At 42.2% G+C, this 17,902-nt stretch carries 11 protein-coding genes; 4 read left to right on the forward strand and 7 right to left on the reverse strand.

The genetic code is table 11. The annotated features are described in order from the left end of the window. Nucleotides 1–1,251 (reverse strand): tyrosine--tRNA ligase, encoded by a 1,251-nt coding sequence (gene tyrS, locus V7K46_RS04995; RefSeq protein WP_442939802.1) that lies wholly within the window; start codon nucleotides 1,249–1,251, stop codon nucleotides 1–3. Nucleotides 1,252–1,364: 113 nt separating this feature from the next. Between tyrS and V7K46_RS05000 the strand changes: the two genes are divergently transcribed. Next, the gene (locus V7K46_RS05000; RefSeq protein WP_335111514.1) at nucleotides 1,365–3,290 is read left to right on the forward strand and encodes a transglycosylase domain-containing protein; all 1,926 of its coding nucleotides are present in this window, start codon (nucleotides 1,365–1,367) and stop codon (nucleotides 3,288–3,290) included. Nucleotides 3,291–3,443: 153 nt separating this feature from the next. Here V7K46_RS05000 and V7K46_RS05005 read toward each other — a convergent pair whose 3' ends face one another. Together V7K46_RS05005 and V7K46_RS05010 are read right to left on the reverse strand one after the other, a co-directional pair. Beyond that, entirely contained in the window at nucleotides 3,444–3,767 is a 324-nt protein-coding gene (locus V7K46_RS05005; RefSeq protein ID WP_335111515.1) for a DUF1825 family protein, read from the reverse strand. A gap of 126 nt (nucleotides 3,768–3,893) precedes the next feature. Then, nucleotides 3,894–4,826, reverse strand: coding sequence for a J domain-containing protein (locus V7K46_RS05010; RefSeq protein ID WP_335111516.1), 933 nt, complete (start codon nucleotides 4,824–4,826; stop codon nucleotides 3,894–3,896). A 348-nt stretch (nucleotides 4,827–5,174) separates the two neighbouring features. Here V7K46_RS05010 and V7K46_RS05015 point away from each other — a divergent pair, with 348 nt between their 5' ends. Next, nucleotides 5,175–5,549, forward strand: a complete 375-nt coding sequence (locus V7K46_RS05015) for an NINE protein (RefSeq protein WP_335111517.1) — start codon at nucleotides 5,175–5,177, stop codon at nucleotides 5,547–5,549. Nucleotides 5,550–5,563: 14 nt separating this feature from the next. Continuing rightward, the gene (locus V7K46_RS05020; protein WP_335111518.1) at nucleotides 5,564–6,097 is read left to right on the forward strand and encodes a ComEA family DNA-binding protein; all 534 of its coding nucleotides are present in this window, start codon (nucleotides 5,564–5,566) and stop codon (nucleotides 6,095–6,097) included. 134 nt (nucleotides 6,098–6,231) lie between these two features. Here V7K46_RS05020 and lepB read toward each other — a convergent pair whose 3' ends face one another. Further along, complete coding sequence (lepB, locus tag V7K46_RS05025) at nucleotides 6,232–6,804, reverse strand: signal peptidase I (protein WP_335111519.1); 573 nt, start codon at nucleotides 6,802–6,804, stop codon at nucleotides 6,232–6,234. Between the two features lie 1,727 nt (nucleotides 6,805–8,531). Here lepB and V7K46_RS05030 point away from each other — a divergent pair. After that, a complete protein-coding gene (locus tag V7K46_RS05030; protein WP_335111520.1) occupies nucleotides 8,532–9,440 on the forward strand; it encodes a polysaccharide deacetylase family protein in 909 nt (302 codons plus the stop codon). Nucleotides 9,441–9,692: 252 nt separating this feature from the next. Here the strand turns inward: V7K46_RS05030 and V7K46_RS05035 are convergent, their stop codons facing one another. From V7K46_RS05035 to gltB, 3 genes are all read right to left on the reverse strand, one after another. After that, nucleotides 9,693–11,201, reverse strand: coding sequence for an ABC transporter permease subunit (locus V7K46_RS05035; protein ID WP_335111521.1), 1,509 nt, complete (start codon nucleotides 11,199–11,201; stop codon nucleotides 9,693–9,695). A 172-nt stretch (nucleotides 11,202–11,373) separates the two neighbouring features. Further along, nucleotides 11,374–12,117, reverse strand: a complete 744-nt coding sequence (locus V7K46_RS05040; RefSeq protein ID WP_335111522.1) for a class I SAM-dependent methyltransferase — start codon at nucleotides 12,115–12,117, stop codon at nucleotides 11,374–11,376. Nucleotides 12,118–12,674: 557 nt separating this feature from the next. Continuing rightward, complete coding sequence (gene gltB / locus V7K46_RS05045; protein ID WP_335111523.1) at nucleotides 12,675–17,384, reverse strand: glutamate synthase large subunit; 4,710 nt, start codon at nucleotides 17,382–17,384, stop codon at nucleotides 12,675–12,677. Between the last annotated feature and the right edge of the window lie 518 nt (nucleotides 17,385–17,902).

Consider the following 17,902-nt stretch of genomic DNA (forward strand, 5'->3'; position numbering starts at 1 on the left):
TTAAGGCACTAAACGCACAAACTTATTTTTCCCAACTTGTAAAACCTTACCTTGTAACTCAGCAGGATCAGCAAAAGTAGTATCAACATCAGTAATGCGATCGCCATCTAAGCGCACGCCACCTTCTTGAATTTTTCGCTTTCCTTCACCTGTACTTTTGCATAAGCCAGTGACATTGAGAATATACGCTAACTTAGTAGGAAACTGCTGCACGTCAACTAGAGAAAATTCTGGAACGACACCTTCCTTTCCGCCGCTTTGGGCTGCTTCTTTTGCCTCTTGGGCTGCTGTTTCGCCGTGGTACTGTTTGACAACTTCCCATGCTAGAAGTGTTTGGCGATCGCGGGGATTTTCTGGCAGATTATCCAAAGGTAAATCCGTCAACAGTTCAAAATACTGCTCCAGCAGATGATCTGGGACTCCTTGTAACTTCTGATACTTTTGTGCCGGATGTTCCGACAACCCAATATAATTACCTAAAGACTTGGACATTTTTTGCACCCCATCCGTGCCAATCAAAATTGGCAGCAGCATCCCAAACTGGGGCTTTTGACCAAAATGGCGCTGCAAATCTCTGCCCACAGCAATGTTAAATTTCTGATCAGTCCCTCCCAATTCCACATCTGCCTCAACGGCAACGGAATCAAAACCTTGCATTAACGGGTATAGGAACTCATGGATAAAAATCGGATTCTCTTTTTTATAGCGATCGGCAAATCCTTCCTTAGCCAACATCTGCCCCACCGTCATCGTCGAGAGTAACTCCAAAATTTTCTCTAAGTTTAGCCCAGAGAGCCATTCGGAGTTATAACGCACCTCTAACCTTCCTGGTGTGTCAAAATCCAAGATAGGACGTACTTGGTCAAGATAAGTCTGAGCATTGCGGGCTACATCTGCTTCTGTAAGCTGACGGCGGACTTCAGATTTCCCAGTCGGATCACCAATGCGTGCTGTAAAATCTCCAATAATCAGAACTGCTATATGACCTGCATCTTGAAACGCTCGCAGTTTTCGTACTGGTATGCTATGACCGAGATGAATATCAGTACCCGTAGGGTCAATCCCCAATTTGATTCTCAAAGGTTGGTTTGTAGTTACCAAGCGCTTGTCTAGACTTTCACTGTTAGCATCAACTGGTTGTGGGAAAACTTCTACTACACCACGACGCAGCCAAGCCAAATCTTGCGTCATACTAGAAAATTCACTATTAGCTATGTTTTGCACACTAGAAGTTAAGTTGGTTATATTCACAGGCAATTTATCCGCTTTCTCGTCTGCCAAACTACTATAATTGCAAAAAATTAACCGCCTTGCTTCGTCCAATCAATTACAGTTAACTTTACAAGTGAGGAAGTGAAATCGCCGTGTCGTCTTCTAGGACTTTTGAAGATAAACAGCCACAACGTCGGGCTTCATCAGGTTTCGAGTTTTTGAAAGGAGTCGGTCAGGTAACTGGCGGTACTCTCCTCTCAATCACCATGCTGGCAAGTTCCATTGTAGCCGGAGGACTGGTTGGTTTAGCCATTAGTTTCCGTAATTTGCCAGATGTGAGACAGCTACGTAACTTCTTTCCCTCAGAAACAACTTACATCTATGACCTTAAGGGTAAACTTTTAACGAGTATCCACGGGGAAGCCAACCGGGAAGTCGTACCCCTGGATAGAATTTCCCCGAATTTAAAACGGGCGGTATTAGCAAGTGAAGATAGCCACTTCTACGATCACCACGGTATTAACCCGACTGGTGTTGGCCGGGCTGTAGTAGTTAACGCTGTAGCGGGTGGAGTCCGAGAAGGTGGCTCTACTATTACTATGCAATTGGTAAAAAACCTATTTTTGTCTCACAAGCGTGCCTTTACTCGGAAGCTAGCGGAGGGGGTGCTGGCAATCCGGTTAGAGCAAATTCTCACCAAAGACCAAATTTTAGAAATGTACCTCAATCAAGTTTATTGGGGTCATAACAATTATGGTGTACAAACGGCAGCCCGCAGTTACTTTAATAAGTCAGCAGAATATTTAACCTTGGGTGAGTCAGCAATGATGGCGGGTTTGATCCAAGCACCAGAAGAATTCAGCCCGTTTGTGAGCATGAAGCTGGCTAAACAGAAACAAAAAGAAGTGCTAGGACGGATGCTGGAATTAAACTGGATCAACCAGTCAGAGTACGACAATGCGCTCAAGCAAGAAATCAAACTTGGTAAAATCAAATCCTTTCAAGGTAGTGCCCTACCTTATGTAACCAATACCGTAGCGCAGGAATTGGCTAAAAAGTTTGGGCGTGAGACACTACTCAAAGGCGGGATGCGGGTGCAAACTACGGTTGACGCCAACTTCCAAGTGATGGCAGAGGAAACCGTCACCAAATGGCATAAAACACTTTTAGAGCAGGGATTATCTAAGAATCAAATGGCTCTGGTGGCAATTGATCCGCGCACACATTTTATCAAAGCCCTGGTGGGCGGTATAGATCCTAAGACCAGTGAATTCAATCGTGCAACTCAAGCTCAACGCCAGCCCGGATCTTCTTTTAAACCGTTTGTATATTATACTGCTTTCGCTACTGGTAAGTATGGGCCAGACTCAACGGTGGTAGATGCTCCAGTCAGCTATCGAGATGGTAACGGCTGGTACTTTCCTAGAAATTATGATGGCAGTTTTAGGGGAGCGATGCCAATCCGCACAGCTATAGCTCAGTCACGCAACATTCCTGTAATCAAGGTTGGTAAGGCTGTGGGGATGAATAGAGTGATCGAAACTTGCCGTACCTTGGGCATTATGAGTCCGATGGAACCTGTTAGCTCCCTGCCTCTTGGTGCAATTGGTGTCACACCTTTGGAAATGGCTAGTGCCTATGCTACCTTTGCTAATTATGGCTGGCAGTCACCACCAACTGTAATTGCCCGTGTCACCGATAGTAGTGGTAACGTCTTGCTAGACAATACTCCCAAGCCTCAGCTAGTTCTCGATCCTTGGGCATCAGCAGCAATTATCGATGTGATGCGATCGGTAATTACTGAAGGTACTGGTAAAGGTGCTGCTATAGGCCGCCCAGCCGCAGGCAAGACGGGAACAACATCATCAGAAAAAGATATTTGGTTTGTTGGTACTGTGCCACAGTTAACAACTGCTGTCTGGGTAGGAAGAGACGATAACAAACAATTAGCTGACCATGCAACAGGTGGTGTTATGGTCGCTCCGATCTGGAAAGATTTTATGCAGAAGGCACTAAAGAATGTACCAGTAGAAAACTTTAAGTCAACTTCCCAGTTTTCTCGCCCCAAGTCACAATAATTTTATATTTTAGGTCGCACCTTTGGTGCGCTGACAGCGCAACTTAGATTTTGGTGAAGCAGCGCGTTCTTGGGGGTTTCCCCCATGAGCGACTGCTGAACCCGAAGGGATTGGCAATTAATCCAAAATCTAAAATCTAAAATCTAAAATTGACTAGACCTGTTTTTCTAGCTCGGCTTTCATCCGTTCTAAAGTGAGGTGCATTTGGTCAAACATTTGTTGCGGAGTGACACCAAACTGACCTAATTGGGTTTTAAGTTGCTCTACTGTCATTTGTGCCATAAAATCTTCTGATAGCTCGAAGCGCTTCATAAAGATGCGATACCGATCCATCATGGCTTCCATTTGCTCAATAAACACCTTTTTGCCCTCGCGGTCAAATTTGCCGTAGCCGTTACCAAGCTTGATCAGCGCTTGATAATTGTCAAACAGCTCTTTTGCTTCTTGTTGAACTATCTCGGAATCGAAGAATCCCATATTGCTTATATTAAACTGAGCGCCCAGACCCAGTAGCTTAATAGTCTTACTTCTATTTATTATCTTAGTCTAGAGGAGTAATTTAATAACAAAGCTTCGGTTTTAGCACGGTTTTTTACCGAAATTTCAACACTTGACTTGAGAAGCTTTCCCCTGTGTAAACCGACTTAATAAAGCCGCAATACTCATAGCTTTAGCTATTGATTTAGGATTGGTGTTTTCACCCGGTTGAATTTTCAGTCCAGGAGCGTATTTCAAAGCTAGTGAATTTTGCGGGTTCAGTTTTAATGCTTGACGGATGTAAACCCTAGCCATCCCTAGAAATTTCTGTTGGATATGTACCAAACCTAATAAGGCATAAAAGTCGCTGTTATTTGGCTCTAACTTGATGGCATCACGCAGTTCTTGTACAGCTAACGTCCAGTTGGTTAGTCTGACGTACTCAATAGCTCGCTGGTAATGACGTTGAGCGTAGTCTGTCAAAACTGGTTTGACATTAGGTTTTTCATCCAATGTCAATTGAACTGGCTTGACTTCGACCTCAGGGATGATGGGAACAGCTTTTTGCGGTAGTGATAGGTCTGGTTTATGCAACCGTAAGTAAACTAAATTCAGTATACTAATCTGTTGCGTCACCTGATAAAACTCATGTAGTGATTTGTATTGAGCTTCTGCATAGCAGGCGATCGCTTCTTCGTAAAACAATTCTGCTTGGGGTGGAGACATTTCCATAATTTCCTCAGCTATGGCACTTTGAGAAGACAAAGCTTGCTGCTGTAAGGCTCTTGCGTCTGATCGCAGCATGGCTATGGCAATCAAGCGCTTGTGCCGATGTTTCAGGTGTTCATAAGCTGGATTAATTAAACGGCTAAATATTGCCGTTGCTAATTCTTGGTCGGGATTGCTGCTTTTGGTATAGTGATCGGGATGGAGAAACTTCGCTAAAGTGTGATAGCGTTTGCAAACCTGACGATCATCAGCACTCACAGAAATTCCTAGCACAGCGTAAGGATCACAAAGCTGTTCAAGCCATTTTGGCGGTAGAAAGGTCTGTGACATCGTAGTAATCTGATCCGTTAAAAACTTAAAATTAGCATCAAAGCTCAATGCATAGTCATGTGAAACTTACTCAAATTTATTCAAATACTAAATTGTGCGTGGGACTGAAGGGCAAGGCACGGTAGTTGACTAAAATGAATTTATATGATCACTGGTAAGTAAAAATTTGGCAATATAGCCAGGATGATTATTATCAGAGTTGTATTTCTTCTCTTCTCTACGAAAGGCTGCGCCCTAAGCGTAGGTATGCCGCAGCCTTTACGAAACGCTACGCAAACATTTTGAATTTTAAATGGCTTATGGCTATCTTGTTGTAGAAACTGTGATACTGGTAGATTTATTATAAATATGTTGACTAAGCGCAAAAGCCGAAGCGTTGCCGCTGTTTTAGCTTTTTCTGGCACGCTGACAATTTCAGGATTGCATAAATTTTATTTGGGACAGCCTCTGTGGGGTGTTTTGTATGTTTTGCTTTCCTGGACGCCTATCCCCAAGGTAGCTAGTGCCATTGAGGGAGTTTGGTATTTAGCCCAAGACGAAGAAGCTTTTGATCGTAATTTTAATCTAGGTAAGTCAGCAGCAAGGAACTTACAGGGGGTGAGTAATCAAGTAGGAGCGATCGCTGAGGCTATGCGTGAATTAGATGCTCTGCGCCAGGATGGACTGATTTCAGAGTATGAGTTTGAGCAAAAGCGCCGCCAATTGCTAGACCAGATTTCTTGAGGTAAGCGACAATCATGAATAACTGGCTACCTTTAAACTCAAGGTTGCAAAAACTCAAAGCCAAGCTCCTCAACGATCCTTACTATCGCTTACAATCTGGGGAAGAAATTCAGATAGCGGCAAAATTAGGTATTCGGATTGATGCTAATCAAGCGACTGTAGATGATTGGTTACGTTTACCAGGTTTGTCAATTCACCAAGCGCGATCGCTTGTAGAACTTTCGCGTTCGGGTGTTAAATTTTACTGTATTGAAGACATCGCTGCGGCTTTGGCTATACCAGCGCCGCGGCTAGAGCCATTAAAGCCTCTGCTGAATTTTATTTATTATGACCAGGAATCTCTAGAAAATCCGACCCATTTAGTCAATCCGAATACAGCAACAGTTGAAAAGTTAGCACAAATTCCATTTATAGATTTGTCTTTAGCACAAGCAGTAGTACAAAATCGGCAATCAGTTGGGTCTTACCGTAACCTGGCTGATTTCCAGCGGCGGTTGGAGTTACCTGGTGATGCGATCGCTCAGATGATGTATTATTTAAGGTTTTAAATTAAAAGTTAGAAGTTTTAAAATAACTCCTAACTCTGCCAATTTTAGATTTTGGGTCGCACTTTTGGTGCGTTGACGGCGCAACTTGGATTTTGGATTGAAGGAAAAATCTAAAATCTAAAATCCAAAATTGATTAAATGAACCCAATGCGGTCGAGAGGCCAAAAGCGAAATGTTGCTCGACCGATGATATTTTTTCTGGGTAAAAAGCCCCAATAGCGAGAGTCATTACTATCGTTGCGGTTATCGCCCATAACAAAAAACTCATCTTCTGGAACTTTCACTGGTCGATATGGTTGATTTGGTGGTTCAGCGATGTAGTCTTCTGCCAAGGCTTGACCGTTGAGATAGACTTTGCCAGAAGCAACACTAATTACCTCACCAGACTTGCCAATAACCCGCTTAATGAAGGCTTGGTCTTTGGGATATCCTCGACGTTGTAGTTCTGCAGGTGGCTGAAAAACAATAATATCCCCAGTTATGGGAGGGTGAAAATGGTAAGAGATTTTTTCAACTACCAAGCGATCGCCAGTATGTAAGGTAGGCAACATCGAATCAGAAGGTATAAAGCGGGGTTCGGCGATAAAAGTCCGGATCAGGAATGCCAAACACAATGCGATCGCAATTAAAATCAGATTTTCTTGCCAACTACGCCATACTTTTAACGACGCACGCTCTTGTTTTGCATCACTTTCGTGAGGAATCATAAAAGTTTCTAGCCAGTTTCAGAAGTGGGACAAATACCTTGATTATTTTGACTCAAAAGGTATACTGATAAACAAGCTGGGTACTGCATAAACCTATACAGATATTAAATAATACAGTTATCGCATCTACTAAAGACGAGCAAAAGCACTGTAAATAAACTATGACCTGTCTAAGGCAATATAAGCTAATGATTAGGATTGCTAAATAGATAATTAAAAATTCTAATTCTAATTGCTGCAATTATAAGGCAAGTTATTAGATAATTTTCAGTTTTGCTTTCTCCTGCTAAAAAAGTTAGTTACCGATTGGTAAAGCGATACAGCCAGTCGGTTTTTTCTTTGAGCAGAAAATTGGTCGTTACATGGCAAAATAGTATACTACATGTCTGACAATATCTGCTTTACTTTTCCAAAAAAGGCAGAGGGCAGTCTTACTGAAGGCTGAGTTTAAAGAAAATATATTTTGATATGTATTCTTAAGTTTTATTACATAAATTTCGAAGTATTAATGTATTTTTAAATACAAAAATTTAGGCTCATTAAGTGTTATAAGTAAAAAATATCACATTTAATATAGAATTTAATGGTTCAATAGATAGATGCCATACTATTAACGTAAGTTGCTAGTTAGTGCCTCGAATGGTATTATGATCCGATAAAATATTAATTTTTAGTATTATTGAATACTTATTTTTTAACTATGTACTTAAAAATAGGCGTTTTTTGATAACTAGCAACTTGGGTTGTTACGATTTTAACAACTTGCCTATTATATATGAAATTATTTTCCGTAATTACACGGTGATAGTGCATATAAAATTGTACTATATAATTAAGATATAAATTTTCTTAATTATCTAGAAAAACATTAACAGACAAAAAGCCACTAGCAATTTAGACTAAAGTATGAGTATCAAAAATAGAACGAAACTACCGATAAAATTATTTTTGCTGAATGAGTCAAAAGTATCTAAATTAACGAATAAGTGCCCCTTGGCAATGAGAAACTATATTCAATCAATTTTCGTCAGTCTATTTCAGAGAAAGTACAAGGTAACATTCTGTCAGTTGGAAATTTAACTTTTTCTTAAAAAGGAAGCAATCACAGCAGGCAGTAGAATACATCTTATCAAGAATATAACTAATAGTTTAGTAGACTCTTGTTTGAAAGATACCTCGCCCCTTGTAAGTAGTTTTGGATGTTAATCAAATAATTTACTAAGTTGTAAATTATACAACTTCACTGGCAAAAAGTCTGACATAAAACTTCAGCCTGCAAAAAGTAAGTGCAAATTGTCGGTGCGAAAGTTTAGCTCATCTTATTTGTAAAGCTATAAAACTTGAAAGGATAATCCTGCCTTACCAGTGAAGTGAAAGGTAGTAACTGATTCAGAACTCTATCAAGAGGATTTTGTGGTGTGATTAATTGTCTAATTGTGCTCCTTCTTAGAGCTAACGGTAAAAATGTGGAAGTGCAGACCTTGCCTTTGATGAATGGGTTGATATTAGATAGTACCAAGTATTGTATAAGCGTTTGTCCAAATCTAGAGCATCTAGATTTCAGTTAAAGGTGTATAGTCTGTCTTTTCGATTCTAAATTTCCGTTAGTCCCAATTCCAATTTTCAGGATTACCAGAAAGTAACTGGTATCTAAATATCTAAAAAAATATGCTATAACGTACCGTCATAACCGAGGTTGATGGTTCGATCTTTGAAGGAGCTATGAGGTGGAAAACAATAAATCGTTTCTGTGGCCAGAAGGAATATTAATTGCGTTGCTTGCCTTAGGTGGTGTTTTTAGCGTTGCTTTCATGATGCTTCTAAGGCCAAATACTTCGGAGGCTCAGAGTAGACAAGGTATAAATTTAAAGGATGTAGCTGCAAACATAGGAACTCAGCAGCGCATTGAGAAATTAAAGGCGGCGATGCTTACAAGTTGGCAGCAAGAAGCACAAACAAAAGGACTATCCTACGCTATACCACCACGTTTTCAAGGGGCAATAATTGCAGCCGCAAAACTCACTCAGGGTGAAAAAGTGATTGCTCTCACCTTTGATGATGGCCCTTGGCCTCAAAGCACAGAGCAAGTGCTAAATATTCTGAAATCAAATAATATCAAAGGGACGTTTTTTGTCGTCGGGCAGAACCTAAAAAATTATCCAGAAATAGGAAAGCAAGTTGTCGCTCAAGGTCACGTCATTGCCAACCATACTTGGCATCACTGGTATCACTTCTTTAATCAACAAGCAGCAGCTTATGAAATTGATCGCACAACAGACTTAATTTATCAAGTTACAGGTGCTAAAACAAATCTGTTCCGACCGCCTGGTGGCAACCTGCATAACGGATTAGCTGCTTATGCTAAAGGGCAGAAATATAGTGTAGTTATGTGGTCAGCTGACTCCACAGACTACAAATTACCAGCTGTACCAAAGTTGATCAATAACGTGATTAAAGATTCCAAACCTGGTGGTATTGTGCTAATGCATGATGGTGGTGGTAACCGTTCCAGAACTGTACAAGCTTTACCAGAAATTATTAGCTACTTTAGAAAGCAAGGTTATCACTTTGTTACTATTCCAGAACTTTTACAAATAGAAGATACAGACCAAAAGTTGCTCGTTAACAAAAAGTAATAATTATTAATTATCGGTAATTGGCTAAAAACTGAAATTATGTTTTTTGGTTAAGATGCATTATTTGTGACTGGAGTTTAGACTAGTTACCAATGCAAACCTAAAGAACAAATAAACTTAAAAGTTGATGAATAATCTTGGTTATTTAGATGATAGTTTAACCCAGCGATGGAGAGGCATGAATAATAAAGTCAGCTTCTCTATAGCAGTTCTAGATGAGTTGTAAAACACCTCTTTGATGTATATCCTTTTTCACTTACTCTGTTTTTTAATAGGATTGAGCGATCGCTCCCAGCGACTAAACGCTTGGGAAAAAAGCAGCGTCAGAAATAAATAAACCAAGGCAACAGTGGCGTAAACCTCAAACGAGCGATAGCTTTCTGCTACAATCAGCTGCCCCTTGCGGAACAACTCTTCAAAGCCGATGACAGCAACTAAACTAGTGTCTTTGAGCAGGCTAATGAACTGATTGCCAAGGGGTGGCAGCATCCGCCGCAGGGCTTGAGGAAAGATCACATAGCGCATCGTTTGCACTGAACTCAAGCCCAGTGATTGAGAGGCTTCTGCTTGCCCCGGCTCAATTGATTGGATACCTGCGCGGACAATTTCCGCAATGTAAGCAGCGCTATTAAGACTTAATGCAATCACCGCTGCCACTAGACGATTTAAATTCAAGGTGAAACCAAAAGTTTGGGCTAAAGCAGGCAACCCAAAGTAAATCATAAAAATCTGCACCAGCAACGGCGTTCCTCGGAAAAAATCCACATATGCTCCGGCACAAAAACGCAAAGGCAAAGCAGGAGAAAGGCGAACAATCCCAATCAGTGAACCACCGAGTATTCCCAGCAATACTGAAAGTGTTGTGAGTTCAAGAGTCACCAAAGCCCCACCCAGCAGGACGGGTAGTGACTTGAAAATAATACTTAGTGAAGTAAATAGCTCAGATACGCCTTTTTTGCTAGTCTGGTTTTCAATAGGCGATTTTTCTGGGAGTTGTGGCGGTTGAATACCAAACCACTTTTGGTAAATTTGGGCGTAAGTGCCATTTTTCAGCACCGTTGCCAGACCTTGATTAATCAGGTCTAGGTTAGGCGATCCTTTGGGTGTGGGAAAGCCATAAAATTCTTCTGTAAGCAGACTGCTGACTACTTTGAGTCGGTTCAGGTTGCCACTCTTTATGCTGTATAAGATAACGACTTGATCGTTAAGAACGGCATCGACATTACCGTTGATTAATGCCTGAAGAGTTAAGGGTGAATCATTAAAAGTGCGAATTTCAGATCCTGGAAGATTTTTAGCCTTGAGTGCGCCGGTGGTTCCAATTTGCACACCAATAATCTTGTTTTTAAGACTGTCGAAATTGGTAACATTTTGATTGTCTGTGCGGGTAGCGATCGCTAAACCAGATTTAAAGTAAGGACGCGAAAAGGAAATTATCTTCGCTCTTGGGGCAGTAATCGTCATCGCTGCAACTGCCGCATCTACAGTTTGCGTCTGCAATGCGGGAATCATACCAGCAAAGGGCATATTTTGGTACTTAACTTGAAAGCCAGCAGATTGCGCGATCGCATTCATCAAGTCAACGTCAAAACCCTGCAACTCACTAGTTGCAGATTGAAACTCGAAAGGGGGAAACGTAGGTTCTACTGCCACCGTAAGTGTTTTACCAGCAGTGGAACCGTTCGTAAAACTACAACCTGAAAGCAGAAATAAACAGCTTAAGCCAAGAATTAGCCAACGGATAACAGTCAATCGAGCCATATTTTTTAGATTTTTCTCATCTCTCCATTTCATTCAAAGGATAATTGCTCATTCCTTCAGGTGATGAATTTCGAGACAACAAATCCTATACAAAAAACTAGATTAAAGAAACCGAGTTTTTGACTAGTTAAGCATAATTCCTGCGATCGCAGTCAAATTCCATCAACTATTTTTAACCTGTCACACATGAGGGAGAGGCAATAAATGTCCAACTTGCCATATATGTTCCCGCGAACTTACTTGAATAATCAGTTGAGCTATCCTGAACAAACCAGTCAGGAATCACTTTTTGCTGTGCAATTTTTTCTTCCAAGCCAATCTGTAGGCAGAGATTTTCGTAAACAATGTTTGCCTTCGCAGTTTTCAGCATTTTTTCTACTAACTTGTATAACCATTCCGCTCGAACAAACAGATTATGATCTGGATGGTTGCCATAATTAAGTCCCACAATTATCACTACATATCCTTTGTGGCTTATTATCTTGTCCAGACAAAATTGAATAATTTCCTGCTCATCCTTGTGTTGTTGGCTTTCCTTATCAACGGTATGATATATCATTCCGCATAGCACCACTGCATCAAACTTTTTCTTTTCTGTAGCAAGTTGACGCAGAAATACCCATAAGTCTTCGCGCACAAAGGTTTTGTTAGGGTATAGGTTTGAACAGTATTTAATAGCATATTCACTATGATCTACGCCAACATAGTCGCATTGAGAAGGTAGATATTTGAGCAAAGCCCCATTCCCACAGCCCAGATCCAATAAAGAGAATGACCTTCCTTTAAAAACATTTTCTAAAAAATCAATGAAGAGTGTATAGCGGGTAGCATTTTCCGGCTGTTCAAAGTAGGAAAAATAGTCTGATTGAAAACGTTCTTCTTCAGACATTTTGCGCTCAGGGTAATTATCTTCCATATTGTATGGATGTCAAATGAATGGTGTGAAGAGCAGAAACTTGTAAACTACCTTCTCGCTAAGGTTCTAGTGGTGGGTAAATTTCTCGCCTGCTTGACTATTTTACAAGTAATTCTACTTATTTAGCGGTTGGGCACATCGGATTTTTGGCATTTTTGGCGGCATTAACAGCTACTTAACGCACTCAATGCCAACTAGAGGCGCATAGTCAAGGAAATTCTACCAAAACTCTTGACCGTCCAAAGTCCAGTTGTGAATCAGTTAGTGAATATTCTCCCTAAAAAAGGGAGAATATTTTTTTCTTTCTACACTCTTTTTAAAGACAGGACTTACGCATAGGTAACGGAAAAACGAACCGCAAAGGACACATTTGCGCAGCGTCTCGTAGAGAAGGACACGAAGGAAAGAGGCTTTTAGAGAGATTTTGCGTAAGTCCGAAAAGAGTAAATTCAGGCAACTACTTTGGGCATCCAAAGGGGTTTTCGCAGAGTACCTGTTTATGCAGCTTCTCCGACGGGAGAATGGCTTAAGGCAGAGGATGAGAACGGTAACAGCTACTAATGACTGCTTACTAAACTGAACTCAGTTGTTTTTTCAGGATCAGCTTCTAGACTATCAGCTTCAGAAGGTGGAACCAACTGCCAGAATTTCGGTAAGAATTCTTGCCAGTTTTGCAGAATTTTCTTCGCCTTCGGTGAACCAGTGCGTTCGGCATGAGTTTGGATTAACTCTTGCAGTTGTTTTGCACCTGCTTCTGTAATCACTTGCTGGATTTTGACAATTTCCGGGTTGACTAACTCACGAAATGAGTCGTCTTCATCTAAGAAGTATGCCAGTCCACCAGTCATTCCAGCTGCGACGTTACGTCCTACTTTACCGAGGACGACAATCACACCACCAGTCATATATTCACAGCAGTGATCCCCAGCGCCTTCAATCACTGCTATGCCTTTGGAGTTTCTCACAGCAAAGCGCTCTCCTGCTAGACCGTTGGCAAATAACATGCCACCAGTAGCACCATAGAGGCAAGTATTGCCAACTATCACGTTTTGTGATGCGTTATAGGTAGCATCAGTTGGAGGTTTGATGATGATTTCACCACCATGCATCCCTTTACCTACGTAGTCGTTTGCTTCTCCTTCTAAGCTGAGAATTATGCCTGGGAGGTTGAAAGCACCAAAGCTTTGCCCAACACTACCTGTAAAGTTGAGATTAATTTGTCCTTCAAAGCCGCTGTCACCGTATTGAGAAGCGATCGCTCCCGCTAATCTTGTGCCTACTGTTCTGTCAGTATTGACAATAGGGTAAGTCTTGGTGACAGTAGACTGGTTGCGAATGGCAGCTTGAATGTCAGGATCAGCAAGCAAGTCGTCATCCAAAACCACGCCGTTGCTGTGGACTTCTTCATGCACCAACCAACTACGATTTTCTGTAGTATCTGGTAACTGAAGTAAACAGTCCAGGTTCAGTGATTGCGTTTTGCTGAGTTTTGCCTCTTGGCGCAGTTTCAACAAATCTGCACGTCCAATGATTTCTGACAAAGAACGGTAACCTAGTCGTGCTAGCAAACTACGTACTTCTTCGGCGATGAAGTAGAAGAAGTTGACAACCTGTTCAGGTATTCCCGTAAACCGCTTGCGGAGTTCTTCTTTCTGAGTAGTAACACCCACAGGGCAGGTGTTCAAGTGGCAAATTCTTGCCATAATACAGCCTTCGGCAATCATGGCGATAGAGCCAAAACCGAATTCTTCACCGCCCATCAATGCACCTATTACCACATCCCAGCCACTCTTAAGACCGCCATCTACGCGCAAAATCACGCGATCGCGCAGGCCATTTTCCATCAAGACGCGATGCACTTCACTTAAACCCAATTCCCACGGAGAACCAGCGTGTTTAATCGAACTTAGTGGTGATGCGCCTGTACCACCATCATGGCCAGAAATCTGGATGATATCAGCGTTTGCCTTGGCTACACCAGCAGCGATCGTGCCAATGCCAACTTCTGCAACTAGCTTCACCGATACCTTTGCTTTCGGATTAATTTGGTGCAGATCAAAAATCAGTTGTGCTAGGTCTTCAATGGAATATATATCATGGTGCGGTGGCGGTGAAATCAGCGTCACACCTGGCTTGGAGCGTCTTAACATCGCAATGTATTCGCTCACCTTGGGGCCTGGCAGCTGTCCGCCTTCCCCAGGCTTGGCACCTTGGGCGATTTTGATTTCAATTTGTTTGGCGCTGCTTAAATACGCTGGCGTGACACCAAAGCGTCCTGATGCGACTTGCTTAATAGCACTAGAGGCGGTGTCGCCATTCTGCAATCCTTTCAAATGCGGTAGGGTTGGCGAGTGACCATCGCTTACATCATCTAGAACTGTATAACGTACAGGGTCTTCGCCGCCTTCCCCAGAGTTTGATTTACCACCAATGCGGTTCATGGCGATCGCTAAAGTTTCATGAGCTTCTCTTGACAAAGCGCCTAAAGACATGCCACCGGTGCAGAAGCGCTTGACAATTTCAGATACCGACTCCACTTCTTCTATGGGAATCGGTGTGCGATCGCCTTGGAAGTCTAGCAAGTCCCGCAAGGCTGTTACTGGTCTGCCTTGGAGGTGCTTTTTGTAAACTTCGTAGTGGTCATAGTTTTTATCATCTACAGCTTTATGCAGTGCCTTAACCATTTCTGGACTATTCATGTGATACTCGCCGCCAGGACGGTACTGCACAAAGCCGAGGTTTTCTAACTTCTTGGTCGTCAGTTCCGGGAAAGCCTTACTGTGGAAGGAAAGTACTTCATCAGCAAGTTCGCTAACACTCAAACCACCAATGCGGGAAGTCGTACCTTGAAATCCTAGTTCTATTAAATCCCCACCGATGCCAATAGCTTCAAAGATTTGGGCTGCTTGATAGCTGGACAGTAGAGAAATTCCCATTTTGGAGAGAATTTTTAGCAAGCCAGACTCTATCGCTTTGCGATAGTTTCCTAAAGCTTGCTCTACGGTGAGGGTAGGAACTTTCTTCACAGCCATCAACTTTTGGGTTTTGGGATCAATGCACCAATCACGCACCGTGTCCAAAGCCATATACGGGCAAACTGCACCAGCTCCGTAGCCAATCAGACAAGCAAAGTGATGAGTACTCCAGCATTGGGCAGTATTGACAATCAGGGATGTTTTCATTCGCAACCCTTCACGAATCAGGTGATGATGTACAGCACCCACTGCTAACAGAGGAGGAATGTAGGTATATTCTGTGCTGATTCCCCCATTATTAAGAGAGCTTGAGGGGATCTGGTCACTTAATATTAAAATCTTTGCACCTGCCCGCACTGATTCAGCTGCTTGTGCTTGTAAAGACTGGACTGCGGCTTTCAATCCTTCGGGGCCAGGGGCGATCGCAAATAGGGTTGACAACTCGGCTGTGGCAAATCCTGACAGCTTAATCGCCTCTAGTTCAGCATCCGTTAACACTGGGGATTCTAGCTTCAATCTCCGAGCATATTCTGGCTTAGGTTCTAATAAGTTACCCCGTTCACCCAGTTCGACTTTCAAAGACATCACTAGCTTTTCCCGTAGCGGATCGATCGCTGGGTTCGTCACTTGAGCAAAGCGCTGTTTGAAATAGTCATAAAGCAGGTGGGGCTTTTGTGACAGCACTGCTAAAGGAATATCATCCCCCATACAGAAAGTCGGCTCTGAACCGGCGATCGCCATCGCGTGAATCACCATTTCGACATCTTCTGTGGTGTAGCCAAAGGCAGTTTGACGCTGAAGCAAGGTTTGCTTGTCAATTTGCTCAGTAGTACTATGCCCGTTACCATTTTCAGCAGCTAGATGTCCATTTCCATTCACATCTGACGACTGACTACTGACAATTTTTTTGAGTTCTTGACGGTGCTGTTGCAGCCATTCTCCATATGGGTGCTGCTTGGCGATGCGCTGCTTAATCTCCCAATTCTTCAGCACTTCATGGTTTACTAAATCTACGGCAATCATTTGGCCTGGGCCGAGTCTACCTTTCTCGATAATGTTGGCTTCTGGAAAGTCCACTACACCAGCTTCGGAAGCTACAACAATATAGTCATCCTTGGTGATCACGTAGCGAGCTGGTCTTAAGCCATTACGATCTAGTGTTGCACCAACTTTTTTGCCATCGCTGAATACTAAAAGTGCTGGCCCATCCCACGCTTCTTGCAGACCACTGTAATATTCGTAGAAATCGACAATTTCTGGAGAGTCACGTAAAGAAGGCTGATTTTGGTAAGCCTCAGGAACCATAATCATTAAAGCTTCCAAGGGGCTGCGTCCAGAACACACCAGCAATTCCAGTACGTTGTCTAGGGTAGCTGAGTCGCTGTTATCAATATGAACTAATGGCTTGAGTTCATCGATGCGATCGCCCCATACAGGATGATTTAGGCTAGCTTCTCGTGCCATCATCCAGTTGATGTTACCCAACAAAGTATTGATTTCGCCATTGTGACCCAAAAGTCGCATTGGTTGAGCTAGGGGCCACTTGGGCATCGTGTTGGTACTAAAGCGGCGGTGATAGACAGCAAAGGCGCTTTTGTAAACCGGATTTTTTAAATCTTGATAAAATTCTCCCAATACAGCAGAACGCACCATGCCTTTGTAAACAATTGTGCGATTTGACAAGGAGCAGATATAAAATTCTTCTGAGATGTTGTTTGCTGCTTTACTAATTCGGCGGCGGCTAATATACAACTGTCGTTCCAATTCATCGCCACTTTTCTCAACAGAAGCTAGCAAAACTTGTTCAATCTGGGGTTGATTTTCTCTTGCTTGTACACCGAGTAAATCAGGTTGCACTGGCACTACTCGCCAACCTAGTACAATCAATTTTTCTTCAGCAGCTACTTGCTCAACTGTCGTCCTCGCTTTTTGTGCTGCTTCTTGGTCTTGTGGTAGAAAGATCATCCCCACAGCTATATTATTAGTGGATGAAAATTCCTTCCCTATTTGGGCAAAGTCTTGTTGGAACAACTCCCAAGGGATAGCTGTCAATACTCCTGCACCATCACCAGAGTCTCGATCAGCGCTACAACCTCCCCGGTGCTCTAAGCAGGTTAAAGCAGCTAAGGCTTTTTCGACAATTTCATGGCTGGTATGATTCTGACGATGAGCAATAAAACCGACACCACAGGCATCTCGTTCCTCTACTAACCACTTTTGCCCCTGATAGGTATCTCTTGAGATTATATCCGCTGTGATTTTCTGGTCTTGATTCATCGGTTTATTATTCATACCCTGTTCCTGAAGTATTGAGTTACCAATTTTGCCACTACATTATTGGGAAAAATTTCTAAATTCAGCGATGGAGAAATATATAAGCACAGAAATTTAGGGAAAAAAAATTTTAACTTCGGTTTTACTTTCTTAGTTCACCCGTGTTAAAATAGTTGCGTATTATTTATGTATTTATGCGGTGTTAGACAAGCAACCTCCGCCAAGACATGATTTTTGCCCTGACAGTTTCTTTTTTATATTGTGAAACTAAGTATTTTCTCAATTCTCTTTTTCCAGATGCACGGTAGCTAGTCACAGAGCCTATTTCAGCTCACCTGAAACAAAAATTAAAACTGAACGCTGTTTTATGTTTTAAAGCCAAACTCATCCTGATCCGGCAATAAAATCAGCGTATTACAATATATACCCATTTGACAATTCCCAAATATTTCTGTTGTCTGGAGTTTTGCTGCTTACCAGTTGCCACATGTCTTACTATTTACTTTACCTTACTGAACTAGCAACACTAGCAATGT

Origin of the sequence: Nostoc sp. (assembly GCF_036917395.1) — a bacterium.
Classification (GTDB): domain Bacteria; phylum Cyanobacteriota; class Cyanobacteriia; order Cyanobacteriales; family Nostocaceae; genus Nostoc.